The sequence below is a fragment of the Micromonospora sp. AB353 genome (assembly GCF_049538395.1).
Classification (GTDB): domain Bacteria; phylum Actinomycetota; class Actinomycetes; order Mycobacteriales; family Micromonosporaceae; genus Micromonospora; species Micromonospora aurantiaca.
This window is the reverse complement of the sequence record NZ_JBMVFV010000056.1, coordinates 14,548-39,860: the sequence shown is the minus strand read 5'-3', so window position 1 is coordinate 39,860 and position 25,313 is coordinate 14,548. Positions and strand designations below refer to the sequence as shown.

At 68.4% G+C, this 25,313-nt stretch carries 18 protein-coding genes and 1 pseudogene; 4 read left to right on the top strand and 15 right to left on the bottom strand.

Going from position 1 to position 25,313, the window contains the following annotated elements; all coding sequences use genetic code 11:
• Positions 1-18: 18 nt before the first annotated feature.
• The gene (locus ACPCK6_RS21190; protein ID WP_423481997.1) at positions 19-405 is read right to left on the bottom strand and encodes a hypothetical protein; all 387 of its coding nucleotides are present in this window, start codon (positions 403-405) and stop codon (positions 19-21) included.
• Positions 406-734: 329 nt separating this feature from the next.
• Here ACPCK6_RS21190 and ACPCK6_RS21185 point away from each other — a divergent pair, with 329 nt between their 5' ends.
• On the top strand, positions 735-1,745 hold the full coding sequence (locus ACPCK6_RS21185; protein WP_423481996.1) for a sugar-binding transcriptional regulator: 1,011 nt from the start codon (positions 735-737) through the stop codon (positions 1,743-1,745).
• A gap of 80 nt (positions 1,746-1,825) precedes the next feature.
• On the opposite strand, the gene ACPCK6_RS21180 is transcribed toward ACPCK6_RS21185, so the two are convergent.
• The 9 genes from ACPCK6_RS21180 to ACPCK6_RS21140 all read right to left on the bottom strand — a co-directional run bounded on the left by ACPCK6_RS21180 (position 1,826) and on the right by ACPCK6_RS21140 (position 12,710).
• Complete coding sequence (locus ACPCK6_RS21180) at positions 1,826-2,824, bottom strand: D-ribose ABC transporter substrate-binding protein (protein WP_423481995.1); 999 nt, start codon at positions 2,822-2,824, stop codon at positions 1,826-1,828.
• A 61-nt stretch (positions 2,825-2,885) separates the two neighbouring features.
• Positions 2,886-4,010: an ABC transporter permease gene (locus tag ACPCK6_RS21175; RefSeq protein WP_423481994.1), complete on the bottom strand. Its 1,125-nt coding sequence runs from the start codon at positions 4,008-4,010 to the stop codon at positions 2,886-2,888.
• Complete coding sequence (locus ACPCK6_RS21170) at positions 4,007-5,545, bottom strand: sugar ABC transporter ATP-binding protein (RefSeq protein WP_423481993.1); 1,539 nt, start codon at positions 5,543-5,545, stop codon at positions 4,007-4,009. The genes ACPCK6_RS21175 and ACPCK6_RS21170 overlap by 4 nt, the downstream gene beginning before the upstream one ends.
• Positions 5,542-6,174 (bottom strand): DUF2291 family protein, encoded by a 633-nt coding sequence (locus ACPCK6_RS21165; RefSeq protein WP_423481992.1) that lies wholly within the window; start codon positions 6,172-6,174, stop codon positions 5,542-5,544. Before ACPCK6_RS21165 ends, ACPCK6_RS21170 begins: the two co-directional genes overlap by 4 nt.
• The gene (locus ACPCK6_RS21160; RefSeq protein WP_423481991.1) at positions 6,171-7,646 is read right to left on the bottom strand and encodes an FGGY family carbohydrate kinase; all 1,476 of its coding nucleotides are present in this window, start codon (positions 7,644-7,646) and stop codon (positions 6,171-6,173) included. The genes ACPCK6_RS21165 and ACPCK6_RS21160 overlap by 4 nt, the downstream gene beginning before the upstream one ends.
• Complete coding sequence (locus tag ACPCK6_RS21155) at positions 7,639-8,610, bottom strand: transketolase family protein (protein WP_423481990.1); 972 nt, start codon at positions 8,608-8,610, stop codon at positions 7,639-7,641. Before ACPCK6_RS21155 ends, ACPCK6_RS21160 begins: the two co-directional genes overlap by 8 nt.
• Positions 8,607-9,521, bottom strand: a complete 915-nt coding sequence (locus ACPCK6_RS21150; protein ID WP_423481989.1) for a transketolase — start codon at positions 9,519-9,521, stop codon at positions 8,607-8,609. Before ACPCK6_RS21150 ends, ACPCK6_RS21155 begins: the two co-directional genes overlap by 4 nt.
• Positions 9,518-10,537, bottom strand: coding sequence for a sugar phosphate isomerase/epimerase family protein (locus ACPCK6_RS21145; protein WP_423481988.1), 1,020 nt, complete (start codon positions 10,535-10,537; stop codon positions 9,518-9,520). Before ACPCK6_RS21145 ends, ACPCK6_RS21150 begins: the two co-directional genes overlap by 4 nt.
• A 121-nt stretch (positions 10,538-10,658) precedes the next feature.
• Positions 10,659-12,710, bottom strand: a complete 2,052-nt coding sequence (locus ACPCK6_RS21140; RefSeq protein WP_423481987.1) for a nucleoside hydrolase-like domain-containing protein — start codon at positions 12,708-12,710, stop codon at positions 10,659-10,661.
• Positions 12,711-13,061: 351 nt separating this feature from the next.
• Between ACPCK6_RS21140 and ACPCK6_RS21135 the strand changes: the two genes are divergently transcribed.
• Both ACPCK6_RS21135 and ACPCK6_RS21130 read left to right on the top strand, forming a co-directional pair.
• Positions 13,062-14,432, top strand: a complete 1,371-nt coding sequence (locus tag ACPCK6_RS21135; protein ID WP_423481986.1) for a pectate lyase family protein — start codon at positions 13,062-13,064, stop codon at positions 14,430-14,432.
• 302 nt (positions 14,433-14,734) lie between these two features.
• A pseudogene (locus ACPCK6_RS21130) lies at positions 14,735-15,209 on the top strand (IS110 family transposase); the annotation flags it as partial.
• A 119-nt stretch (positions 15,210-15,328) separates the two neighbouring features.
• Here the strand turns inward: ACPCK6_RS21130 and ACPCK6_RS21125 are convergent.
• From ACPCK6_RS21125 to ACPCK6_RS21115, 3 genes are all read right to left on the bottom strand, one after another.
• Positions 15,329-17,149: a nucleoside hydrolase-like domain-containing protein gene (locus ACPCK6_RS21125; protein ID WP_423481985.1), complete on the bottom strand. Its 1,821-nt coding sequence runs from the start codon at positions 17,147-17,149 to the stop codon at positions 15,329-15,331.
• Positions 17,150-17,196: 47 nt separating this feature from the next.
• Entirely contained in the window at positions 17,197-18,519 is a 1,323-nt protein-coding gene (locus ACPCK6_RS21120; RefSeq protein WP_423481984.1) for a DUF1593 domain-containing protein, read from the bottom strand.
• Positions 18,520-18,625: 106 nt separating this feature from the next.
• Positions 18,626-20,095 carry a nucleoside hydrolase-like domain-containing protein gene (locus ACPCK6_RS21115; RefSeq protein WP_423481983.1) on the bottom strand — a complete coding sequence of 490 codons (1,470 nt, stop codon included), beginning with the start codon at positions 20,093-20,095 and terminating at the stop codon, positions 18,626-18,628.
• A 483-nt stretch (positions 20,096-20,578) separates the two neighbouring features.
• Here ACPCK6_RS21115 and ACPCK6_RS21110 point away from each other — a divergent pair, with 483 nt between their 5' ends.
• On the top strand, positions 20,579-23,473 hold the full coding sequence (locus tag ACPCK6_RS21110) for a nucleoside hydrolase-like domain-containing protein (RefSeq protein ID WP_423481982.1): 2,895 nt from the start codon (positions 20,579-20,581) through the stop codon (positions 23,471-23,473).
• Positions 23,474-24,197: 724 nt separating this feature from the next.
• On the opposite strand, the gene ACPCK6_RS21105 is transcribed toward ACPCK6_RS21110, so the two are convergent.
• Positions 24,198-24,725 (bottom strand): DUF6036 family nucleotidyltransferase, encoded by a 528-nt coding sequence (locus tag ACPCK6_RS21105; RefSeq protein WP_423481981.1) that lies wholly within the window; start codon positions 24,723-24,725, stop codon positions 24,198-24,200.
• Complete coding sequence (locus tag ACPCK6_RS21100) at positions 24,722-25,108, bottom strand: hypothetical protein (protein WP_423481980.1); 387 nt, start codon at positions 25,106-25,108, stop codon at positions 24,722-24,724. The genes ACPCK6_RS21105 and ACPCK6_RS21100 overlap by 4 nt, the downstream gene beginning before the upstream one ends.
• Positions 25,109-25,313: the final 205 nt, after the last annotated feature.

Genomic DNA, 25,313 nt, shown 5'->3' with positions numbered 1-25,313 from the left:
TGGGCCGGTCGGGTTGCCCTACTTCCTGCGGTGGTCCAGTCGGACGGCGCGCAGCACGACATCATCGACGTGGTGTGTGCTGATCGCCCCCGGAGGGCGCGGGCGAGTCTCGTTCACGTCGATGCGCCACTCGCCCGAAGCCGCGATGGCGGCGGCGATCTCGTCGATGCCGACGTACGCCTGCGGGTCGTACATGCGGGTCTGCTCGCCCGGGTCCGACGGCTGCTGGAGCCAGGTCAGATCGTGGCCGACGACGACCTTGCCGCTGGGTTGAACAGAGCGCCATGTCGCGCTCCTCAAGGCGGCGTTGACGAGCAGATGACAGGACACCTCGGTAACGAGAAACATGACCAGGCCGGCGCGGGTCGGGCACGTCCGCGACGGCACCCGCTCGAAGACGGTCATGTGCGGTGGGGCTGCGAGTCAGCCTGCCGACGCGTCCACGCCCTCGTCGTTGCCGCACCACTGATCAGCTTCGAATCGGTGTTCGCCAGCGCGTACCTCACGGCTTCCCGCGCCATCGCACCGAAGCGCCCGGCGGCCTACAGCACGCGTTGCGAAGGTCTCCGCAAGAGCGTTAGGCAATTTCAGATGATGAGCACTTCGCCAAGCAGACGCTGGCTGCGTCGGTCGGGGTGGGTCGATCAGGTCAACACAGCAGTCAGCTCTGAATTTACATTCAGTTATAGTTCCCTGATGAGCATCAGCGTCCGACTACCATCGAAGGAGTCGCGGTGACCAGCGACGGCGGCAACCTCCGCGAACCGGCGATCGGTGGTGTGGCCGCCAGCCAGTTGCGGCTGCTAACCAAGGTGGCCCGCATGTACCACGAGCACGGGCTGAGGCAGCCCCAGATCGCCGAACAGCTGCACATCTCCCAGCCGCGTGTCTCGCGGTTGTTGAAGCAGGCCACCGTGTTGGGCATCGTGCGCACCACCGTGGTCACCCCGGCCGGTGTGCACGCCGAGCTGGAGGAGGAGATCGAGCGGCGGTTCGGGCTGCGCGACGTCGTGGTGGCCGACACTGGTCACTCGTCCCCCGATGAACAGTCCACGCTGAAGGCGATTGGCGCGGCGGCCGCGGTCTACCTGGAGACGACCCTCACCGGCGGTGATCGGATCGGCATCTCGTCGTGGAGCTCGACGTTGTTGTCGACCGTCGACGCGATGCGTCCCCGGCCCAATCCGGTGGCCGAGCAGGTCGTCCAGGTCATCGGCGGGGTCGGTAGCAGCACGTCGCAGATCTACGCCACCCGGCTGGCCGACCGGCTAGCGATCCTGACCGGGGCGAAGGCGGTGTTCCTGCCCGCGCCCGGGTTGGCGTCGTCGCCGGCGGCGCGTGAGGTTTTGATGGCTGATCCGCACATCAACGACGTCATGGGCACCTACAGCGGCCTGACGATGCTGCTGGCCGGCTTGGGCAGCCTGGAGCCGTCGCCGTTGCTGATGGAGAGCGGCAATGCCATCGCCGACACCGAGCAGCAGGCGCTGCGCAAGCTCGGCGCGGTCGGTGACATCTGCCTGCGGTTCTTCGACGAGAACGGCGACCTGGTCAAGTCGGCGCTCGACGAGCGGGTGCTGGGCATCGACAGTCAGACCCTGCGGTCGATACCGCGAGTGGTGGCGATCGCCGGTGGGGCGCGGAAGTTCACCGCGATCCGCGCGGCGCTGCGCGGAGACTGGGTCGATGTCCTGGTCACCGACCTCGACGTGGCGCGACGGTTGGCGGAGGAACCCGCCCGCTAGCTGACGGGCCGGGACGGCCGGCGCGGGTGTGTCCCGTGTCGGCCGGTGACGGCGCGACACGGGACACGGGTCCGGTGCGACTACTTGCGGCCGAAGACACCGAACTGGTCGGCGTTGGCCTTGGTGACCAGCTCGCAGTCGATGGACTGCTTCTCGGCGGCGCCGGTCGACCCGGTCTTGATGAACTTGTCGGCCTGTTGCACCGCCGTCTCGGCGCCGAGCACAGCCGGCTGCAGCGCGGTGGCGTGCATCTGGCCCGCCTTGATGGCGGCGACCGCGTCCGGGCTGCCGTCGAAACCCACCACGACGACCTTCCCGGTCAGCCCGGCGGCCTTGAGCGCGGCAACGGCGCCGAGCGCCATGGTGTCGTTACCGGCGATGACCCCCTGCAGGTTGCGGTTCTTCTGCAGGATCGTCTCCATCTTGCTGAAGGCTTCCTGCTGGTCCCAGTTGGCGCTCTCCTTCGCGACCAGCTTCATGTCCGGGTACTGGGAGATGACGTCGGTGAAGCCCTTGGAGCGGACGCCGGCGTTGGTGTCGGACTCCTTGCCGACCAGTTCGACGTAGTTGCCCTTGCTCGACATCGCCTCGACGAAGGACTCGGCGGCCAGCTGTGCGCCCTGCGCGTTGTTGGAGACGATCTGCGCGGCGGCGATGCCGGTGGCGTTGATCTCCCGGTCGATCAGGAAGACCGGGATGCCCGCGTCCTTGGCCTTGCGGACCGGGCCGATGGAGGCGTCGGCGCCGGCGTTGTCGAGGATGATCGCCTTCGCCTTGCGGGAGATGGCGGTGTCGATCAGCTCGCTCTGCTTGTTCGGGTCGTCGTCGTGGGACGCCACGGAGGTCTGGTAGCCGAGCGACTCGGCCTTGGCCTTGGCGGCGTCCGCCTCGGCCTTGAAGAACGGGTTGTCCGCCGACGGCGTGATAATCGCGATGAGGCCGCCGGCTTCCTTGCCGCCGTCGCCCTTGGCCGGCCCGTCGTCGTCCGAGCCGCACGCGCCGAGGAGGAGCGCGGCACTGAGGAGAGGTACGACGGCGAGGGCTCGCCGCCGGGTCACCGATGAGCTCGCAGAGAACATGGAGGACTCCATTGGGGGATGGTGTGGTGCGGTTATGTGGAAGGTGCAGGTGGTACCGGAATCAGGAGGGGGAGGCTTTTGTGGCGGCAGCGGCTGAGGCGACCGCGCCCTGACGCCGTTGGAACCGCTGCTGACCCTGGTCGAGCATGACGGCGAGAACGATCACCGCTCCCTTGATCAGGATCTGCCAGAACGTCGACACGCCCAGGAGCACCAGGCCGTCGGCGAGGAACCCGATGACGAAGGCGCCGACGAGCGTGCCGCGCACGGTGCCGCGGCCACCGCTGAGCGCGGCGCCGCCGATCACCACCGCGGCGATGGCGTTGAGTTCGTACGTCTCTCCCGCCTGCGGCGCGGCGGACGTGAGCTCGGAGGCGATGATGAGCCCTGCCACCGCAGCACAGGCACCGGCCACGACGTAGACGATGGTCTTGACCCGGCGGACCGGTACGCCGGACAGCTCCGCCGCCCGCTCGTTGCCACCGGTCGCGTAGAGCCACCGGCCGAACGGGCTCTTGATCAGCACCAGGGCCACCGCGGCGGCGAGGATCACCATCAACCAGATCGAGGTGGGCAGTCCGAGTGGCCGTCCGCTGCCGAGGAAGTCGAAGCCGGTGTTGCCGAGTTCCGGGCTGCCGGCGAGGTTGGGATAGGTGGTGCCGTCGGAGATGAGCAGCGCGAGACCCCGGGCCACGTAGAGCATGCCGAGCGTGGCGATGAACGGCGCGACCCGGAATCGGGTGATCAGGATTCCGTTGACCAGGCCGACGACCATCCCCACCGCGACGCAGAGCACGATGACCGCCCAGACCGGCGGGTAGGCGACGGTGTCGAGGAATCCGAGCCGCAGGCCCTGCAGCAGTTCGCCGGCGACGACGCCGGAGAGACCGACGACGGATCCGACCGACAGGTCGATGCCGCCCTTGAGGATGACCAGCAGCATGCCGAGCGCGATGATGGCGTTGATGGCGACGTGCTTGGTCATCGTGATCACGTTGGTCACGGTCAGGAACGAGTCGGACAGCAGGCTGAACACGACGATCAGCACCGCCAGGGCGATGAAGGCGCGCAGTTCGAACACGCCGTTGAGCAGCGACAGGCGGCGGGCCTTCGTGGCCAGCTCGGTGGCGGTCGCGGTGTCGGCGGCGGGTCCGGCCTGCGCCGGCAGAGTTGTCCGGATGGTCACCGTGCCGGCTCCTTCCGCGTCGTGGGGGCGGCGACACGGCCGTCGGACAGGCTCATCAGGTCCTCCCGGGTTATCTGCCCGCGCCGGAACTCGCCCACCACCACGCCACGGGCGAGCACGAGCAACCGGTCGGGGATGTGCAGGGCCTCCTCGGCTTCGGAGGTGGCGAAGAGCACCGACAGCCCTCGACGGGCCTGGACGGCCATGAGTTCGAAGATGTCGGCCTTGGCGCCCACGTCGACGCCGCGGGACGGCTCGTCGAGCAGGAGTACGCGGGGTCGGGTCAGCAACGCCTTGCCGATGACGACCTTCTGCTGGTTGCCGCCGCTGAGCGAGCCGATGGACGCGCCGGCGCCGCTGGTCTTGACGGTGACCTCGCTGATGGTCCGCTCGACCGCCTCACGTTCGGCGCTGCGGGTGACGAGCAGGCGGCGGACGAACCGGGACAGCCCGGCGAGGCTGAGGTTCTGCCCGACCGACATGGATTGGACCAGGCCGTCGCGTTGCCGGTCCTCGGGGACCAGCGCGATCCCCTGGGCGATGCGCCGGCGGATGCCCGCGTTGCCCAGCGGCACGCCGTCGAGCGTGATCGTGCCGGCGGCGGGAGTGATCCGGCCGGCGAGCGCCTCGAGCAGTTCGGTGCGGCCCGACCCCATCAGGCCGTAGATGCCGACGATCTCCCCTTCGCGGAGGGTGAGCGAGACCCCGTCGACGGCGAGGCGATGGGGGTTCTGCGGATCGGCGACCACGATCCGGTCGGCGCTGAGCACCGGGGCGCCGACGACGGGCTCGCGCTCGGGGAACAGCGCGTCGGGATCGCGTCCCACCATGTGCTGGACGATCCAGCCGAGCGTCACCTCGCGTGCCGTGTCGGTGGCCACCAGGGTGCCGTCGCGGAGCACCGCCACGTCGTCGGCGATCTCCAGCGCCTCGTCGAGGTGGTGGGAGATGTAGACGACGGCCACCCCGCCGGCGGTCAGTTCCCGGATGAGCCGGAACAGGACGGCCACCTCCGGCGCGGTGAGCGCCGAGGTGGGCTCGTCCATGATGAGCACGCGCGCGTCCTGCAGCAGCGCCCGGGCGATCTCGACGATCTGCTGCTGGCCCAGGCGCAGCTCCCCCACCGGCTGGTCGGGGTTCAGGTCCTCCTCCAGCCGGCGCAGGACCGCCAGGGTGGCCTCCCGTTGCGCCGCCCGGTCGACGACGCACCGGGTCCGGACCTCGCGGGCCAGGAAGAGGTTGTCCTGCACGCTGAGGTTGGGGCAGAGGCTCAGCTCCTGGTGGATGATCGAGATGCCCTGGTCCGCGGCCTGACGGGCGGATCCGGGACGGATGGGTGCGCCGTCCAGCTCGATGTGACCGGTGGTCGGCTGCTCGATCCCGGCCAGGATCTTCATCAGGGTGGACTTGCCGGCGCCGTTCTCGCCGAACAGCGCGGTCACCCGGCCCGCGGCGATCTCGAAGTCGACGCCCTTGAGCGCGTGGGTGCCGCCGTACACCTTGGTCACCGCACAGGCGCGCAGGACCGGGGTCACGGTGCCTTTCCGATCTCGATCGGGGTGATGGTGACGACCGAGGGCGTGACGAAGCTGAACGCGCCGGTGAACGTGATCTTCTGGCCGGCCAGGTCCGCGGGTTTCAAGTCGGCCAGCAGCGTGGCCCGCATCTCGTTGTTCAGCGCGGTCGCCGCGTCGGCGAACTCCACCTGGTTGAGGAACTGACCGAAGGTGATGAACCCGGCGGCGTCGCGCAGGGCGGTGCCGTTGATCGCCGGTCCCACCTGGATCTGCACCCGGGTTTGCGCCGGCAGCCCGGTGCCGGTGACCTGCATGAGGCTGCCGGTGGTCGGGCCGGCCACACCCTCGCCGGTTACCGCGAAGCTCCACGGGCCGGTGCCCTGCCGGTGGCCGTACTTCCGGCCGGCCGCCTCCTTGTCCGCGGCCAGCGCCGCGAACAGCTCCGGCAGCGGCGTGGCGCCCTTCTGGACGGCCGGTACCACCTTGCTCCGGTACGTCTCGGCGCCGTAGCGCGCCGGGTCGAACCTCTGCGCCTCGGCGGCCGAGGGCGCGCTCGCCGAGCGGTACTCGGTGCTGACCAGGATCGCCACCACGAGTGCGAGGACAGCCGCCAGGCCAAGCCATCGTGGACGTGCCAGGGATGTCACGCTCTACTCCTTCCCGACAGGGCGGTCGGCCGGGCCCGGTCGACCGCGACGTGCCACCGGGCCCGCTCGACGGCCCGGGCGGCATGGTCGGTCGACGGGTGGTACTCGTCGACGGGCCGCAGCCGTCGTTCGAGGTCGGACCGGTCCCAGAGCCCGGCGGCCAGCCCGGCCGCGTCCGCGGCGCCCAGGCAGGACAGGTCCTGCTCGGCGGAGCGGCCGACCCGCCGTCCACCGGTCTCGGCCTGGATCTCCATTAGCCGGGCGCTGCGGGTCAGGCCGCCGTCGCACAGCAGCAGCCGCACCTCGCCGACGGTGGCCTCGACCGCCGACACCACGTCCTCGATCTGGTGGGCGATGGCGTGCAGGGCCGCGGCGACGAGGTCAGCACGGCGCGTGCCGAGCGTCAACCCGCTCAGCACCGCGATCGCGTCGGGGTCCCACCACGGGGCGCCGAGGCCGCCGAAGGCCGGCACGAACTGCACCGGGCCGGCGGTGGGCGCCGCCTCGTCGAGCAGGGTCGGCACGTCGACGCCGAACAGGTCGGCCAGCCAGCTCAGCGTGCGGCCGGTGGCCCTGATGTTGCCCTCGACGGCGAGGACCGGGCCGGTGACGTCCCAGGCCACGCTGCGGCACAACTGCGGGCTGTCACCGCTGTCGCCGATGGCCATGACGGACGAGCCGGTGCCGTAGGTCGCCTTGACCACCCCGGGTCGCCAGCCCGCGTGCGCGAACATCGCCGCGTGCGAGTCGCCGAGGACCGCCCGGACCGGGGTGCCGTCGGGCACCGGCGCGAGCCCGCGTACGGACGGGAAGTCACCGCACGAGGCGACCACCCGCGGCAGCACCGCGACGGGTACGCCGAACAGGTCGAGGAGGCGCTCGTCCCACTGCCGGGTGTCGATGTTGAGCAGTTGGGTGCGGGAGGCGTTGCCGACCTCGGTGACGTGCTCGCCACCGAACCGGCTCAGCAACCAGGAATCGACAGTGCCCAGGCACAGGTCGCCGGCCTTGGCCCGGCGGCGTTCCGGATCGTAGGTGTCCAGCAGCCAGCCGGCCTTGAGCGCCGAGAACATCGGGTCCAGCGGCATCCCGCTGACCGCCCGGACGAGCGGACCGTTGCCCGCCGCCACGAGGTCGTGGCACGCGTCGTTGGTGCGCTGGTCCTGCCAGCTCAACAGCGGCCCCGACGGCTCGCCGGTGCGACGGTCCCACAGCACCAGCGACTCCCGCTGGGTGCTGAACCCGACCGACTCGATCCGGTGCGCTACTGCCGGGTCGACGCACGACCGCACCGCGGCGCGCACGCTCTGCCACAGTTCGTCAGCGTCCTGCTCGACCCAGCCCGGCCGCGGCTGCCGTTCGGACAGCAGCGCGGTCGCCCGGGCGACGACCGTCCCGGTGCCGTCGACGAGGAGCGCCTTGGTGGAGCTCGTCCCCTGGTCCACCGCGAGGACGAGCGGTCCGTCAGCCACGACCACCGCCCGGACCGGAGGCGTCGAACAGGTCGCGGGCCGCGGCGGCGATGCCGTCGGCGGTCAGCCCGAAGTGGTCGAGCAGGAACGCGGTGTCGCCGGTGGGGGCGAAGACCCGGGGTATGCCGAGGATGCGCATCGGCGCGGGTCGGGCGGCGGCCACGATCGCCGCGATCGCGGCGCCCAGCCCGCCGGTGACGGTCGCCTCCTCGGCGGTCACGATGCCGCGCGTCTCAGCGGCGGCGGCCAGCACCGCCCGGGTGTCGATGGGATCCACGAACGGCATGTTCAACACCCGGACCGCGATGCCCTCGGCGCGCAGCCGGTCGGCGGCGTCCAGCGCCCGGGAGGTCAGGGAGCCGATCGCGATGACCGTGACGTCGTCGCCGTCGGTCAGCCGGACCGCCGTACCCGGGGCGAAGGGCGCGTCCGGCGGCGTCACCGCCGGCACCTTGAACCGCGGAATCCGCAGGTAGCAGGGACGCCCGGCGGCGGCGGCCCACCGCACGGCGGCCCGGGTCTGGTCCGGGTCGGCTGGCACGATGACGTCGAGGTTCGCCACCGCACGCATCCACGACAGGTCCTCGATGGAGTGGTGGGTCGGTCCCAGCTCGCCGTAGGCCATGCCCGGGCTCTGCCCACACAGCACGACGTGGGCGTCGCTGTAGGCCACGTCCGCCTTGATCTGCTCCAGCGCCCGGCCGGTCAGGAACGGCGCCGCGGCGCAGACGTACGGGATCTTCCCGGCGTTGGCCAGGCCGGCCGCCACGCCGACCAGATCCTGCTCGGCGATGCCCACGTTCACCAGCCGCTGCGGGAACTCCTCGCGGAAGCCGACGAGGTTACTCGAACCGACCGAGTCGTTGCAGACGGCGACGATGCGATCGTCGAGCCGGGCGAGCGCGCGCAACTCGTCGGCGAACGCCTGCCGGCAGTCGAAGGTGGCCTGCTCGACAACGGTCATCCGACGAGCTCCGCGAGGGCCCGCTCGGTCTGGTCGGGAGTGGGCACCTTGTGGTGCCACTCGACCCGGTCCTCCATGAATGACACACCTTTCCCCTTGATCGTGTTGGCCACGACGGCGACCGGTTGGCCGGTCGACGACGGCCCGAGGGCGCGCAGCAGCGCGGCGTGGTCGTGCCCGTCGACCTCCCGCACCTCCCAGCCGAAGCTGCGCCACTTATCGGCGAACGGCTCCAGGCGCTTGGTCTCCTCGGTGCGGGCACCTTGCTGCAGACGGTTGCGGTCGACCACGGCGGTCAGCGAGGAAAGCCCGTGGTGGGCGGCGGTCATCGCCGCCTCCCAGTTGCTGCCCTCCTGCATCTCGCCGTCGCCGAGGACGACGACGGTGCGCCAGGTGGCACCGGTCAGTTGCGCGGCGATGGCGCAGCCGGTGGCGACCGGCAGGCCGTGGCCCAGGGCGCCGGTGTTGGTCTCCACCCCGGGGACCTTGAGCTTGTTCGGGTGCCCGTTGAGCGCGGACATCGGCGCCATGAACGTGTCCAGCTCCGACTCGGGGAAGAACCCGCAGTGGGCCAGGGTGGAGTAGAGCGCGGCGGCGCAGTGGCCCTTGCTGAGGATGAAGCGGTCCCGCTCATGCCACGCCGGCCGCTGCGGGTTCAGCGACAAGGCTCCCCAGAAGCAGGTCACCAGGATGTCGGTCACCGAGAGGTCACCGCCGATGTGACCCATCCGGGCCCGGTCGATCATCCGGATGATGCTGCGCCGCACCTCTCGCGAGATGCGCCGCAGCTCGACGGCGGCGACATCGGCGTCGGACACGCGCAGGCGGGCGGACAGTTGCCCGTACCGCGCGCAGCGATCGGGATCAGCGGACAGTTTCACCGGTGCCACCTCGTCGAGAAGGTCCGTCACGTTCGTCCACCCTCGTATGTGCCGTAGAGGGCGTTCTGGATGATCCGCTGCGCGGCGAGGGCGTCCTGTGCCTGCTGGGCGGCGTGCAGCGCCTCCCGGTCCACGGCGCCGATCGCCCGGTGGATGCGCTTCATGACCCGGATGCCGTCGGTGGCCGCCTGCACGCTGTCCTCGCGGAACGGGAACTGGTCCAGCTGCCATACGCCCTGCCAGCCGGCCTCGACCAGGGCGTAGAAGAACTCGAAGGTCTCGATCGGGTGCATGGAGCCGACGACCATGTCGTCGTCCCAACCGCGGTAGTTGTCGTTGACGTCGATGGCGAACAGGCGCCCACGCGAGATCGCCATCCGTGCGGCGTCGGCCGGTGACTCCCCGCCGTAGAGGGAGTGGCCGAAGTCCAGCAGGATGCCGACGTTCGGCAGCCCGATGTCCTCAATGGCCAGCAGGGTGCGGGCCACCGAGGAGAACACCATCGCGTTGCGCGGCTCGCGCGGCTTGTACTCGATGGCGAAGCGCAGGTCGGGGAAGGCCGCGGCCAGCTCGCGGACCGCGTCGACGGAGTACTGCCACAGCTGCCGGTGGTCGGCCTGGAACGGGTAGTCCCAGCCGTCCTGGCCAGGCCAGAGCTTGACGTAGTCGCAACCGAGCTCACGGGCGACCTCGGCGGCTTCGGAGACCAGCTCGATCGCGGCCCGCCGCACCTCGGCGTCGGGGTTGGTGAACGCACCCCGGTTGAACCGGCGGGTGTAGATCTCCGGGGTCACCGCGACCGCGCGCAGTCCGTTCATCGTCAGCACGCCGGCCACGTCCGCGACGCCGAGCCCCGGCGGGTCGAACGGGTAGGTCAGGTCGACCACCGACAGGTCTTCGACCTTGCTGGCCAGGTTGATCGCTTCGAGGGTGTTGACCGGTGGGCCGTAGCCGTCGGTGGCGTACCGGTCCACATAGCGGCCGAAGTGCCAGATGCCCGCGCCGAACACCGGCAGTGGCATATCTATTCGTGCTTGATCGGACATGACAGAAGCGTAGGTTGGGCCCGCTGGCAATGTCAATGACCCAACCGCGCCATCACCCGTTAACGTCCGGACAGCCGCGTCCGCGGGTCAGGCTGACCCGCGGACGCGGCTGTCGTTGGGGTCACCCGATGGTGAGGACGACCCGCTGGTAGTGGGTCAGGTTCGGGGATCCGTTGTCGGTGACCTCAAGGATCACGTGGATCTTCCTGCCGGGCTCGTTCGGCACCACGAGGCTGGCCCCGGTGCGCGCGCTGTCGTTGGTGATGGTCAGGCGCGCGCCCACCGAGTCGGCATCGGCGTACTGCCACCACTTGTAGGTCAGGGCGTTGCCGTCCGGGTCGGTGCTCGGCGTGGCGTCGAGCGTCACGGTCTGCCCGGGCGACACGGTCCGCGCCAGACCGCCGGCGACCCGGGCGACCGGCTGGTGGTTGGCGTCGCCGAACCTGGTCGCCACCTGCCAGTCCATCCGGGCGGCGTAGTCGTTCTGGGCGGCCGGGATCCACCGCCAGAACGGCTTGTTCGCGTTGCCGTCGTCGACGCCGTCGGTCATGTGGTTGCCGGCGTCGAAGACCGGCCGGCCACCCCAGCCGCCGAGGGTGTAGTCGGCGTACTGGGTCAGCCCGTTGTCGATCATCGGCAGGAAGGACGGGGTGTCGCCCTCGCTGACGTACGTCTGCGGAACGACCGCGCCGAGCGGGCCGTGGTTCTGCTTGACGTTCATGTCCAGCCAGCTCTGCGTCATGTACGCCTTGACGTAGTCCGGGCTGGGCCCGGTGAGGCTCTGGTAGTCCCAGACGTTGTCCCACTTGTAGGCCTCGTAGATCTTGGCGCCCGGGATGTTGTCCTCGATCCACTGGCCGCCGCCGTCCTGGTACCAGATGCAGTAGATCCACAACCGGGACACCGCGTAGGCGTACCGGTCCGCCGGGTACTGGGTCTTCAGCTTGTACAGCGCGTAGGCGGCGGTGTTCGCCCCGCCCCAGACCGCGACGTGCACCGGGCGCGGGTCGTTGTCCAGCAGCCGGTCGATGAGCAACTGTGAGCCCGGCGTGTCCCTGGTGGCCATGTCCGGCGGCGGCTTGGCCAGGTCACCGCTGTTCTCGTTGCCGACCCGCACGACCGCACGCAGCGCGGCGGTGTCCGGATAGCCGGCCTTGTGCAGCCGCATGTTCGGCAGGACCTGCTGGTAGCGGTCGAGCTGCCCCTCGATCCACTTCTCGCCGCTGTGTCCGCTCTTCTGGTAGCGCGAATTGGTCTGGATGATGCCGGCGACGTCGTAGTCCGAGGCGTAGGTCAGGAAGCGGACCATGGAGCTGCGGTCGTCGACCTCGCCGTCGGTCATCGCGATGACGCGGGGCCGGCCGCTCGTCGGCGGCGGGGCGCTGTCGACGACGAGGGTGGCGGGACTGCTGGTGACCGACCCGGCGGCGTTGGTCACCACGACGGTGTAGTCGCCGGCGTCGGCCGGCTGCGCCCCGGCGATGGTGAAGGTGGCGCCGGTGGCGCCGCCGATCGCGGCGCCGTTGCGCCGCCACTGGTAGGTCGGCGCCGGGGTGCCGGTGGCGGCGACGGTGAACGTCACCGTGGCCCCGGCGGAGACCCGGTGGCCCGCCGGCTGGGTGGTGATCACGGGCGCGGCCGGGCCGGCGGCGGCAGCGACCACGATGTGGTCGACGTTGGCCAGGTCCTGTCCGGTCGACTCGAATCGGATCGTGTTGGCGCCGCCGATCAGCGACACCGTCAGCGAGGTGGTCTGCCAGGCCGTCCAGGTGCTGGTCGTCGCGAACGTGATGGTCTGCGGCGTGCCGTTGACGAGCAGCCGGCCGGTCCGCGCCTTTCCGCTGCCGTTGGCGAACCGGATCGTCACCGCGGTGGCGCCGCCACCGCCACCGGCGATGTCGCCGATCTGCAACCATCCGCCCGAGGCGGAGAAGTTCGCGAATCCGGTGCCCGTGTACCCGCCGTTGTTCGAGTCGATCGTCGTACCACCCCCGACCGTGCCGGCCTCGGCCTCGTAGGTGGTGGATGCCGCGTTCGCCACGGCGCTGGGCCGCGCGGCGGCCGGGGCAGCCGGGGCAGCCGGGGCAGCCGCGACCATCACCGCGACGGCGAGGGCGGTCGCGGCTCGGACCCGCCGACGCCGGCTGGTTGCGGCTCGTTCCGATCTCGACATGACGCGACCCCTCACTGAATCAATATTCATTGACGATTGACAATGCGGAAACTGAGGCGGAACGTAACGTTTACCTATGTCGATGTCAAGACCGGGGCCGACGGCCCGCGACGCCACCATGAGGCATATTCATTCAGGCCCCGCTAGCTATTTACACCCATCGATCGGCATGCTTCCCTGAGAAAGCGCTTACTCGTGAGGCGCGGAGCGGGAGCCGACCAGACCGCTCGTTCACCGGCAGGGCCACGGGACCGCCGGACCAGCCGACCACCGGCGCCAACCGGGCAGGCGCCGACACACGGTGGGAAGCCGGCCGGCGGGACCGTCCCCGCCGCTCCGAAGGGAAACCTCATGTCCGTACGACGGCGTGCCAAGCTGGCCGCCATCACCTCTGCCGTCGCCACCACCGGCGCGGCCCTGCTCGTCGGCGGGATCCTGACCGCTGGCACCGCCCACGCCGCAGCCGGTTGCCGAGTCACCTACTCGGTCGACGGCCAGTGGCAGGGCGGGTTCACCGCCAACGTGGCCATCACCAACCTCGGTGACCCGGTCTCCTCCTGGAACCTGCGCTGGTCCTTCGGCGCCGGGCAGCAGGTGAGCTCGGCCTGGAACGCGAACGCGACGCAGAGCGGCAGCCAGGTCACCGCCACCAACCTCGACTACAACGGCGCCATCGGTACCAACGGCACCGCCTCGTTCGGCTTCAACGGCACCTGGAACAACTCCAGCAACCCGGTGCCGTCGAGCTTCGCGTTGAACGGGGCCACCTGCACCGGCGGGACCGCGCCCACCACCCCGGCGGGCACCCCCACGGTCACCCCGCCGAGCACGCCACCCCCCACGTCCGGACCGACCACACCTCCGCAGACCGGGCTGGTCGGCTGGGCCACCCAGAACGGAGGCACCACCGGCGGCGGCAGCTCCTCCCCCACCACGGTGACCAACGCCTCCGCGCTGAGCAGCGCGGTCCGCGGCACCAGCGCCGCGGTGATCCGGATCTCCGGCACCATCTCCTGCTCCGGGATGCTGCAGGTCGGTTCCAACAAGACCATCCTCGGCAACCCGGGCGCGACCATCGTCGGCTGCGGCTTCAACGTGAGCGAACAGCGCAACGTCATCATCCGCAACCTCACCTTCCGGGACTGGAACGACGACGCCGTCAACGTCCAGAGCGGGTCGACAAACGTCTGGATCGACCACAACACGCTCAGCAACGGCTACGACGGCGCGGTCGACATCAAGCGCGGCTCGGACTTCGTCACCGTGTCCTGGAACCGGTTCTTCAACCACAACAAGACCATGCTGCTGGGACACAGCGATGGCAACGGCGGTCAGGACATCGGCCACCTTCGGGTGACCTACCACCACAACTGGTTCGACGCGACGACCCAGCGCCACCCCCGGGTACGTTTCGGCAACCCGGTCCACGTGTACAACAACTACTACAACAGCAACGGCGGCTACGGCGTGGCCTCCACCATGAACGCCGGCGTCCTCGTCGAGGGCAACTACTTCGAGAACGTCAAGGACCCCTACCACCTCGGTGAGGGCGGCTCCGGCCCGGGCAGCCTGGCCGCCCGCAACAACTACTTTGTCAACTCCGGCAGCGGTCAGGCTGGCGGCAGCGTCGCGAGCATCCCGTACGCCTACACTCTGGACACCGCCAGCAGCGTCAAGTCGGTCGTGACGGCCGGCGCCGGCGCCGGCCGGATCAACCCCTGACCGGTACGGCAACGGCCCCTCGCGTCGCTGGCGGACCCGAGAGGTCGTGGCAGAACGGCTACGGGTGGTGGTAGCCGAAGAACAGCGAGGCGCTCGGCCGGGACCACCCGGCCGAGCGTCCTGCCGTTGGACCCCGGAGCCCCCGTTGCCTTGTTGATCGTCCCCAGCCGGGGACCCTCGGTCGCCCAGGCCGGTATGACTTCCCGCCCTGTCGTTTGAATGCTCCGGGGGTGTTGTCGCCGGGTCGGGTGGCGTCGGCGGACCGCTGATAGGGACACGGCCACCCGCCTCGGGGTAGGTCTCTTGGTAACGCGGCCACCCGCGTGTTCAACCGCACCGTGGCCTACTCACGCAGATCCACCCCGGCACTGGAACGGGTCCTCGGCCCGAACGTGCACGACATGGCCGTGCTGGAGTTGCTGTCACGCTGCGGCGGCCCGGCCGGTCTGCGCAAGGCCGACCGCCGGAAACTGCTGACCATCGCCGCCGTCCGCGCACCTCGCATGGGTGAACGCCTGGTCGAGCAGATCATGGCCGCCCTGGATGAGTAAACCGTCACAGTCCCCGGCACCCAGGCAGCGGAGAGGATCCCGCCCCGCCTCGCCGCCGACAGCTCCGCGATGTCCTGCGTCAACGCGACCAGGTCGCCACAGAAGTCGAGAGGATGCGCGATGCGCACCCTCTCGCGGGATCCTGACCCCGATGCCAGGCATCGGCGTCAGGACCGCTGCCCGGATCCTGCTCGAAGTCGGCGACGGCACCGCCTTCCCCACAGCCCTTATCTGCCTCGCCCGACGCCCCTGCGACGTCCTGATCGAAGGCCACGGGCGAAGAAGCGACTGCCGATCACCCCCGGGGAGGCAGGCCCGCCCCGGGGGCGATCGGTGGATGGCGCGTTATCGGACGTTGATGACAGCCCGACGGTAGCTGGACAGGGTGGGTGAGCCGCTGTCGCGGATCTCCAGGATGATGTGGATGCTCTTGCCCCCGGCGTTGGCGGGGACCTGGACGGTGGCGGTGCTGCTCGTGCTGTTGCTGATCGCGACCGCGCCGTTGTAGGTGCTGGGCTCGTCGTAATACGACCAGGAGTAGCTGAGCGAGTTCCGGTCGGGATCGCTGGAGCCGGCGGCGCTCAGGTTGACGGTGGCGCCGGCGGAGGCAGAGAACTGGAGCACCTGCTTGGTGGTGTCGCCGTTGAGGACGGCGGCCGGCTGGTGGTTCGCACCGGAGTAGCTGCCGGTGATGGTCCAGTCCATCCGGGCGGCGAAGTCGTTGTTGATCGCTGCGCTCCAGCGGCTGGTCGAACTACCGCCCTCCGGAGCGTCGCTGTACATGAAGTAAGAGTCGTACGACGGCTCCGCGCCCAGTCTGCCGCTCTCCGTCATGCCGCGCACGCCGGCCCTCTTCACCGGGTCGAAGCGACCTCCCCAGCTCCCCCACTCGACGTGCTGCGGATCGGTCAGGCCGTTGGGCAGTTGGTACAGGAAGGACGGGCTGTCCCCCTCGAAGGCCCAGATCCGGTCGGGATACTGCGCCCCCAGCGCGCCGTGGTTCTGGACGTTGTTGTCGACCCAGCTGTCGGAGGGCTGCCAGCTGTAGACCAGGTTCTTGGCCCGGATGTAGAAGAGGTTGGGGAACGTCTTCGTCATCCAGGCCCCGGTCTCGTCCTGGCCCAGCACGTCGTACACCCGCAACTTGCTCACGAACTGGTCGACCTGTGCCTGGCTGCGCGTGTTCTTGACCTTCCACAACGCCTGCGCCAGCGTGTTGCCGCCACCCCAGAAGTTGACCCAGACCGGACGGGCGTCGTTCCGGTCGACTGCGGCAATGATCAGCTCCGAACCCGGACTGTCCTTCCCGGCACCGACGTCACCCATCCCGTAACCCTTCTGCCCCAGCTTGGAGATCGACTGCAGGTACGCCAGGGTCGGGTAACCCTGAGCATGCTTCTGAAGATTCGGCAACACCTGGCCGTACGCGTTCAGCCGCGGATTCAGCAGGGCGGCCATGTTAGACGCGTCCTGCGTCGGCTTCCAGCAGCTCGTCGTCGCGATGACGCCCTCGAGATCGACCTCGTTGGCGCTGACCAACATCCGGACCAGCGACTCCAGATCGTCCGGATCCGCACCGAGGTCGGTCATGTTGATCACGCGTGGCTTCGCCCCGGCGGAACCCGTCGGCGACGGCGTGGGAGAGGGCGTGGGTGACGGCGTGGTGGGGGTCGGGGTCGGGGTGGTGGGGGTCGGGGCCGGCGTGGTGGGAGTCGGACCGGGACCGGCCGAGCCGGTGCACGTCACACCGTTGAGCGTGAAGGTGGTGGGCGCCGGGTTGCTGCCGGTCCAGGTGCCGTTGAAGCCGGGGGTGACGGTGGCATTGGTGCCGAGGGAGCCGTTGTAGGACAGGTTCGTCACGGTCACGCTGCCGCCGGACTGGGTGACGTTCCCGTTCCAGAGCTGCGAGATCTTCTGCCCCGCGGCGAAGGAGAACTTCAGGTTCCAACTCGACACCGGGTCACCCAGGTTCGTGATCGCGATGTTGGCGCCGAAGCCACCCTCCCACTGATTGGTGACGGCGTAGTCGACGCGGCAGCCGGCTGCCGCGTGAGCCTGCGTGGCGACGCCCACCGCCATCCCGGACGCGGTGACGAGCGCTGCCGCCGCGGCGCCACCGCGACGCAGACGCTGTCGGGTCCGCCTCGGGCGGGAAACGGGTTTCATCTGAGCTGCTCCATTCTCGGACGCTGTGCACGAATGCTTTCTCCACGTCATCGGGCGTCGCCTTCGGCGACGGGCTCGAAGATGATCCTGCGGTAGTCGCTGAGACGATGAGGGCCGTCGTCGACGACCTCCAACACGACGTGGAAGCTCTCGCCCGCCGCATCCGCGGGGACATTGATCGTGGCGATACTGGAGTTGCCTCCGACGATGGCGACGGGGCCGGCATACGTGCCGGCGTCGGGCTGGACCCACCAGGTGAAGCGCAGCCTGTCCTCGTCCGGGTCGAAGGTGCGGGAGGCGTCGATGGTGACCGCCGTCCCCGGTCCGGGAGATCTCCGCACCACGCCGGCGCCGTTCTCGCCGTCGAGCACGATGACCGGGTTCCGGTTGCCAGACCCCGATTCCGCCCAGTCCATCCTGGCGGCGAAATTGTTGAATGACGCGGCGTAGAAGCGTTTGTTGTACGTCTCGCACGAACCGGCGCCGGTCCAGACGTTGCGAGAGTCGCCGGTGAACGTGCCGCCCCAGCTGGCCTGGTTCGGTGAGTCGGGATCATTGAGCCCGCCGGGCATGAGGTAGAGGAAGGAGGGCGTGTCCCCCTCGACCCCGTAGACATACCTCGGATACTGCCGCCCGAGGTTGCCGTGACCCTGGATGTGGGTCTCGTACGCACTCCAGTTGGCCTTGCCGGTGGCGTTCTGGAACCGCCAGGCGCACTCGTCCCAGATGAACAGGAGCCGCCCCGCGGAGATGCGGTGCATCCACTGATGAGAGCTCGAGCTGAGCGGCTCGGTCTGGGATCTGTCCTGGTCGGTGATCGCGTAGACGCGCAACTTGCGGAGGAAACCGGTCAACTGGTCGGCGGTCCGGTCCTGCCACACGCGCCAGATGGACTGGGCGAGAGTGTTGCCGCCGCCCCAGAACGTCACCCACAAGGGCCGGTCGTCGTCGTCCTCCGCCAGCCGGATGATGAGATCGCTACCGGGTGAGTCGTTCGTGTCGCCCAGGAATCGCACCCCCCGGTTCCGGCTGCCGGTCGTCGTCCGGTCCCGCAGATACTGCGCGCTCGGCCAGTAGCCGATCTCCTGTGGGCGCCCGTCCTGGGTGAACCCGACCTGTTCCGACCGCCTCATCAGGTTCGGCAGATCCCGCTCGTACGCGTCGATGGTGTCCTGGATGATGCCGATGAACCCGCTCGTGGTGGGGTCGTCGAGAGTCTCGAAGCTCCAGCCGGTGGTCAGGATCAGCCCCTGGATCTCGAACATGTCGGCGTGGACGAGGAGCCGCGTCAGCGACTCGTGGTCGTCGGGTTCCCAGGTGGAGATGTCCGTCAGCACCACCAGGCGCGGCTTGAGCGGGGCGACTTTCACGGTGGTGCCATCCTTTCGAGGCGCGACTGCCGGGTGTCGAGGGTGACGCCCGGCAGTCGCGGCTACTCACGGACGATGAGTGCGACGCGCACCGATCCGGCGACGGTCAGGACACGTTCCAGTCCGCGCGCTGGGCGAAGGACGACTGGAACTGGGAGCGCCACTGCGAGATGGTGCCGCCGCCGGGCCCGTCGACCCAGTGGTTGGTGGAGCCGTCGCGCCGGTACTGCCCGCCCCAGCTCGGCTGGGTGGGATCCTCCGGGTTGTTCAGCCCGCGGTTGGCGCTGAGCAGGTGCAGGAAGCTGGGCGAGTCGCCCTCCTGCATGCCCGACACGCAACAACCCCTCGGCGGGTAGACGGCCCCGAGCGGGCCGTGGTTGTTGCGGATGTTGGCGTCGAGCCAGGCGAGGTTGCAGATCGAGGTGTCGCCGCTGTTGCAGAACATCCCGCCGTAGGTGGTGTTCGAGTGGATGATGAACAGGCTGGGGAAGTTCTGCTTCATCCAGTCGATGGTGTCGTCCTGGTGGGCGATGGCGAAGATGCGCATCTTGCCGATGAACTTGTTGAAGTCGGCCGAGCTGCGGGTGTTCTGCACCTTCCAGATCGCCTGCGCGACCTGGCTGTTGTCGCCCCAGATGCTGAACCACACCGGCCGCGGATCCGGCTTGTCCACGATCCTGATGATCGCGTCCGACGCCTCGCTGTCCTTGCCGGCGCCGATGTTGTTCGCCGTCGACTTGCCCCACGTGCCGTCCCGACCCTGGAAGGTGACCGAGCGCAGGTAGGCGGGGCTGGGGTAGGCCGGGTCGTGCCTGCGGAGGTTCTCGTCGACCTGGTCGTACTTGTCGATCGCCGCCAGGATGTTCGCCTTACGCGCGATGTTGGCGTAGGTGGCGGCGGAGGCGACCAGGCCTTCGACGTCGAACTCGTTGGTGTACATCAGGAACCGGACCATCGACTGCACGTCGTCCGGGTCGCTGTTGGCCCCGTCGAGCGTCGGGAAGTCGGACGAGATCACGATGCGGTACTTCCCCGACGGCGACGTGGGAGTCGGGGTCGGGGTCGGGGTGGTGGGGCTCGGGCTGGGGGACGTCGGGGTTCCGGAAAACTGCAGCCAGTCGACGTTGACGTTGCCGTTGACGAAGACGAGCTTCACGTCCTTGAGCCCGCTCTGCGTCGGCAGAGTGAGCGACCTGGTCTGGTAGGTGTTCCAGCCGCCGGTGCCGCTCACCGTCAGGGTGCCGGTGTTGACGCCGCCGATCCACACCTGGATCCCGGTGTTGCCGCCGCCGTTGGCGACGTTCAGCTGGACCGCTGTGGTCCCGGTGTGCAGGTCGACGCCGTTGTACTGGGTCCAGGCGTTGGCTCCGACGTAGCACAGGACCCCGCTGCACACCTGCAGCGTGCCGCCTGAGCTGGTGTAGCTCTCCGCTTCGATCCTGGACCAGCCGTCGGCGTTGGCCTGGGCGGACGCGGTGTTGGCCTGGGCCAGCCGGACGCCGCCGAGCAGCAGGAGCATCGCTGCCAGCGGGATCGCGAGCACGGCCATCGACAGCCGATGTCTCGACAGGAGCATGGTGGTCTCCATCGGGGGTTGGTGGTACGTACGGGATGTCCTACCGGGGAAATGGGGGGTGAAGCACCGTCAGTAGCGGCCACGGCCGTGCGGGCACTCGCGGGATGCATAAATATTCCTTCCCGACGATGCATGCAGCTACGGTAGAGTTAACGACTCAGCAATGTCAATGACTTGACTGCGCAACGACGACCGACCCGCCAGCGGGCCCTCGTCCCGCCATCCGGTCGGCGACCGCCGGCCACGGGCCCGCCACCCAGCCTCTGCGCCGTCTCGCGACGCTGGCGCCGGGATCACCTGCGACTCCGACCTTGAATATCTACTCACAGATGAATGGAACTTGTCACACAAGCAAGCCCGTGCAATCATCACAGTCAATTTGATAGCCGAGGCAATCAACTCGGCTGACCGGATTGATCGACAGCGGCGAGCGGCGCAGAGCGCACCGTTGCCCACTCTCCACCGGTCGGCCCGGGGCGATTCGTGGCATCCTTCTCCGCATTGTTAATGCGCCGTTCCATGGCTCGGCGAGGAAGGAGAACGGAGGGCGGAGAAACCATTCTTCGACAAGCCGCAGCAGATCCTGCGTGGCGTCGAATTCTTCTGGCCATTGTTTTCTTCTTCTTTGTGGAGGTTGTGATGTTGTCGATGAGGTATCGGTTGTCGGTGGCGTTGGTGACGGTGCCGTTGCTGGTGTTGATGGCGTTGTGGTCCGGCGCCCGGCCGGTGCACGCCCAAGCCGCCGCCACGGTGGACGGCTGGTCGAAGATCGAGGCCGAGAGCTACACCAGCTCAGGCGGCTCGCTGCAGGTCTGCAACGGCGTGCTCTGCTACGTCGGCGCGAACGCCTGGACCCAGTACAACGGCGTCGACCTGCACTCGGGCACGAACACCATCCAGATCAACGCCGCCAACGGCGGCGGCAACACCGCAATCCAGGTCTGGGTCGGCGGCGCCAACCTCGGCACCCTCACCGTCCCCGGAACCGGCGGGTGGGACACCTACCAGACCAAGTCCCTGACCCTGCCGGCCCAGAACGGCACGCAGGACGTACGACTCGTCTTCGTCAACGGCAACATCAACGTCGACTGGTTCCAGTTCTCCGGAACCACCACCCCACCACCGCCGGCACCCACCACCTTCGCGATCAACGCCGGTGGAAGCGCCTACACCAGCACCGACGGCACCACCTTCGCCGCGGACACCGGATCCACCGGCGGCTCCACCTACACCAACGCCGTCCCCATCGGCGCAACCACCGACGACCCGCTGTTCCAGACTGAGCGATACGGCAACTTCTCTTACGCCAAGAGCCTCACCAACGCCACCTACCAGGTGACGCTCTACTTCGCCGAGACCTACCACACCCAGGCCGGCAAGCGGGTCTTCGACGTGCTCATGGAGGGCACCGAGAAGATCACCGACCTCGACATCTACGCCAAAGCCGGCGCCAACAACGCCTACACCACCCAAACCACCGTGGCAGTCACCGACGGCACCCTGAACATCCAGTTCGTGTCCAACGTGGAAAACGCCAAGGTCAACGCCATCAAGGTCACCCCCGCCGGCGCCACCGCCGCCTTCACCTACTCCCCCACCAACCCCACCACCGGCCAAACCGTCTCCCTCGACGGATCCACCTCCACCTCCCCCGGCGCCACCATCACCACCTACACCTGGAACTTCGGCGACGGCACCACCGCCACCGGCCGCACCACCATCCACGCCTGGACCACCACCGGCGACAAAACCGTCACCCTCACCATCACCGACAGCAACGCCAACACCGCCACCACCACCCGAACCATCAAAATCAACAACGGCGACCCCATCGCCGACTTCACCATCACCCCACCCAACCCCAAACCCGGCGACACCGTCACCCTCAACGGCACCACCTCCACCGACCCCAACGGCACCATCACCACCTACACCTGGAACTTCGGCGACAACACCACCGCCACCGGCCCCACCACCACCCACACCTGGACTACCGAAGGCACCTACAACATCACCCTCACCGTTACCGACAACGACGGTCGCACCAACACCCTCACCAAGACCGTCGCGGTGCGGAAGTCGTCATCGAAGCCGCGGATGGTCGTGCTGACCGACATCTCCACCTGGGAGCCGGACGACCACGAATCGCTCACCCGCCTCCTCGCGCACGCGGACATGTACGAGATCGAGGCCCTGGTGCTCACCACCGGGTGGAGCATCGACACGCTCAACGACCCGACCAAGAGCGGCTTCATCAGCATCATCAACGACACCATCAACGCGTACGAGAAGGACCTGCCCAACCTGATGAAGCGGTCGGGTCAGACCGGCTTCGCCCAGGACGAAAGCCGGCAGGACATCGGCTACTGGCCGAGCGCGCAGTACCTGCGCGACCGCACCATGACCGGCAGCCGCAACCGGGGCGTCCAGTTCCTCGGGGCCTCGAACGACTCGCCCGGCAGCAACCAGATCATCCGACTGGCCGACGAGAACGACGCTCGCCCCCTGTACGTCACCGTGTGGGGTGGCGGCAACACCGCCGCCCAGTCGATCTGGCGGGTCAAGCAGGACCGCACCCAGGAGCAGTTCACCTCGTTCCTGCGCAAGCTGCGGGTCTACACCATCACCGACCAGGACAGGTCGTCCTCGCAGCCCATCAGCGCCAGCTCCCACCAGTGGATGCGCGGAGTGTCCGGCGGGAACCTGTTGTTCATCTGGGACGAGTGCGCCTGGAAGTTCCAGAACGGCACAGGCAAGTCCAACTGGAGTCAATACCAGACCCACATCCAGGGGCACGGCAACCTCGGCCGGCAGTATCCCAACTACGTGTACGGGGTCGAGGGCGATACGCCCTCCTTCCTCTACGTGACACCCACCGGGCTCAACGACCCCGACTCCCCGAACCAAGCAAGCTGGGGCGGAACCTTCACCGGCGACTCCAACAACGTATGGACCGGCGCCGGCTCGTGCGGCACCTACAACAGTCGCTTCTACTCGGCGTCCTTCAACAACTTCGCCGCCAGGATGGACTGGGCGCAGTCCGGCAGCGGCAACCGGAACCCGATCATCGTCCTCGACGGTGACGACGGCGTCAGCGTCCTCATGAAGACGCCCAAGCAGGGAACGTCAGTCACGCTCGACGCCTCCAAGACCTTCGACCCCGATGGCAACGGACTGCGGTACAACTGGTGGATCCAGTCTGACGCCGGTACGTACTCCGGACCCGTCACCATTGCGAACAGCACCTCCAGCACCGCCACGATCAACGTTCCCGCCAACGCGGCCGGGAAAAGCTTCCACGTGATCCTGGAAGTGATAGACAACGGCACGCACAACCTGAGCGACTACCGCCGGATCCTCTTCCAACCGACCTCCTGAGCCAACATCGGAATACGCGATGCCGGCCGGAGCGGAAAGCTTCGGCCGGCATCTGTGGCCCTGTCGTGCCATCGGCCGTGTCGCTCAACGATGCGTTCACCCTGGCAAGTGGCGCCCACGGGAGTTTGGGGCGAGCGTCGGTCATCGACTCCAGCAGACAGCGTTGCTGGTTACGTGCGGCTCCACAACATGATCCTCGTGTGCGACCACGACGCCCGGACCGCCGAAACTGACACGGCGGTCTTCCCGCTCACCGCCCCGACGAGCGTCCTGACCCGCACAGCAAAGATCCCCGCCCAACGGGACGGGGATCGCACGAACCGCGAAGATAAATCACGCTTCGTGGGGGAAATGCGTGTCCGAGGGGGGATACGAACACCTGCACGTATCATATGTGCACCATTTCGGGTGCGCATGCTCATAGATTACGGTACGGCCAGGGTTGGCTCAAGTGCTTGCCCCTCGGCTGCGTGTTCGTGGCACAAACACGCAAGCATCCGCCCGTTTCCAGGCAGCGCAGGCCCTGGACTCGATTGGGCAGACCGCCACGCCGTCGCCGGACACTCACTCAGCCGAGACCTCATACAGGTCCTGCCTCTCAGTGGCTTGCCTCGAATCTTAACGGATTCGGCCAACTCGCTCTTGCGACGCGCGAAATGCACAGGCTGACCAATTGCAGCACGGCACGTCGGGGTTCTTCCCGCACTCGGCGGCAGCGCTCGACCTACTCGAACAGTTCGCGGATGACTCCCATGGCCCGCGGCGAAACGACTTCGTCAGGGTAGAAATCGCTGCACAGACGTAGGGCGTCATCCACTGTCGCCACCTTGGCCAGCGCTGCCAGGATGCGAAGGTCGTCCACGTCGCGGGTCCGCGCCGCAAGCGCCTTCATCGCGAAGATATGCTCCGGCGAGGCCGCCATCACGCGCAGGCCAGGGTGGTCGAAGACCCGCCGCCTGCCTGGGTCGTTCTTGCCGGAGACATACACACTGGCCTGCTCGTTGAGCCACCACGGCGGCAGACCCAGTTCATCGGCCACTGCACGCGCCTCGTCAAGGACGACACCGTGCGGGACGAACATCGCATCGACGTCCCTGGTCACCCGTTTCGCATCGTAAGCGAGCGCCATTGCGGCACCACCCACAACGAAGATGTCGGCCACGACCCCGCGACGGACAAGCCGCTCGCCCAAGTGAGTGAACGCGCGTTCGAGTTCCGCGCGCCCCATCAGCACGCCGCCTGACCCGCTCACGCCGCCGCCAGATCGTGAACGGACAGGTACACGCCATGCTTTCGGAATGCAGCCGGGGCCCACGCCAGTGCGTCGGCCCGATGGATGGCCAGTTCGGCCGGGAACCACGCCCGGCGCAGCACACGCGCGTCGACCCACGCGGGCGGAGCAAGATCCGCCTGAGCCAGCAGATGCTCCGCAACAGCGGCAAGCAGCGCATCCCACCGCGGATCCCCCGTCAGCCCGGGCTCGTCGCTCAACAGGGCGACCCTGGTTTCGGCGGGCTCCCAGCGGTACTCCTCAAGGAACTCCCATACGAGCTTCCAGCGAGTCTGGTCGGTGTCCGCGGATGCCAGATGAGTGGCGAGCCTGGCCAGACTCATCGGTTCGTAGCTGGAACCCATCGGGCAAGCCTCACCTTCGAGCCGACAGCTTCATCCGTTGCAGACTATCGCGGCGCCGACCGCGAACACCGCAGAGGCGAGGTGGCGACGGGGTCCGATTTTCGTGCTGCACCCCTGCTCGGACCGTTTACTCACGCTGCGCGCGCGGGATCACTCTTGTGATCTTGGTTGACGGCGGCGCAGTCTGTGACGTTGCCGCGAACTT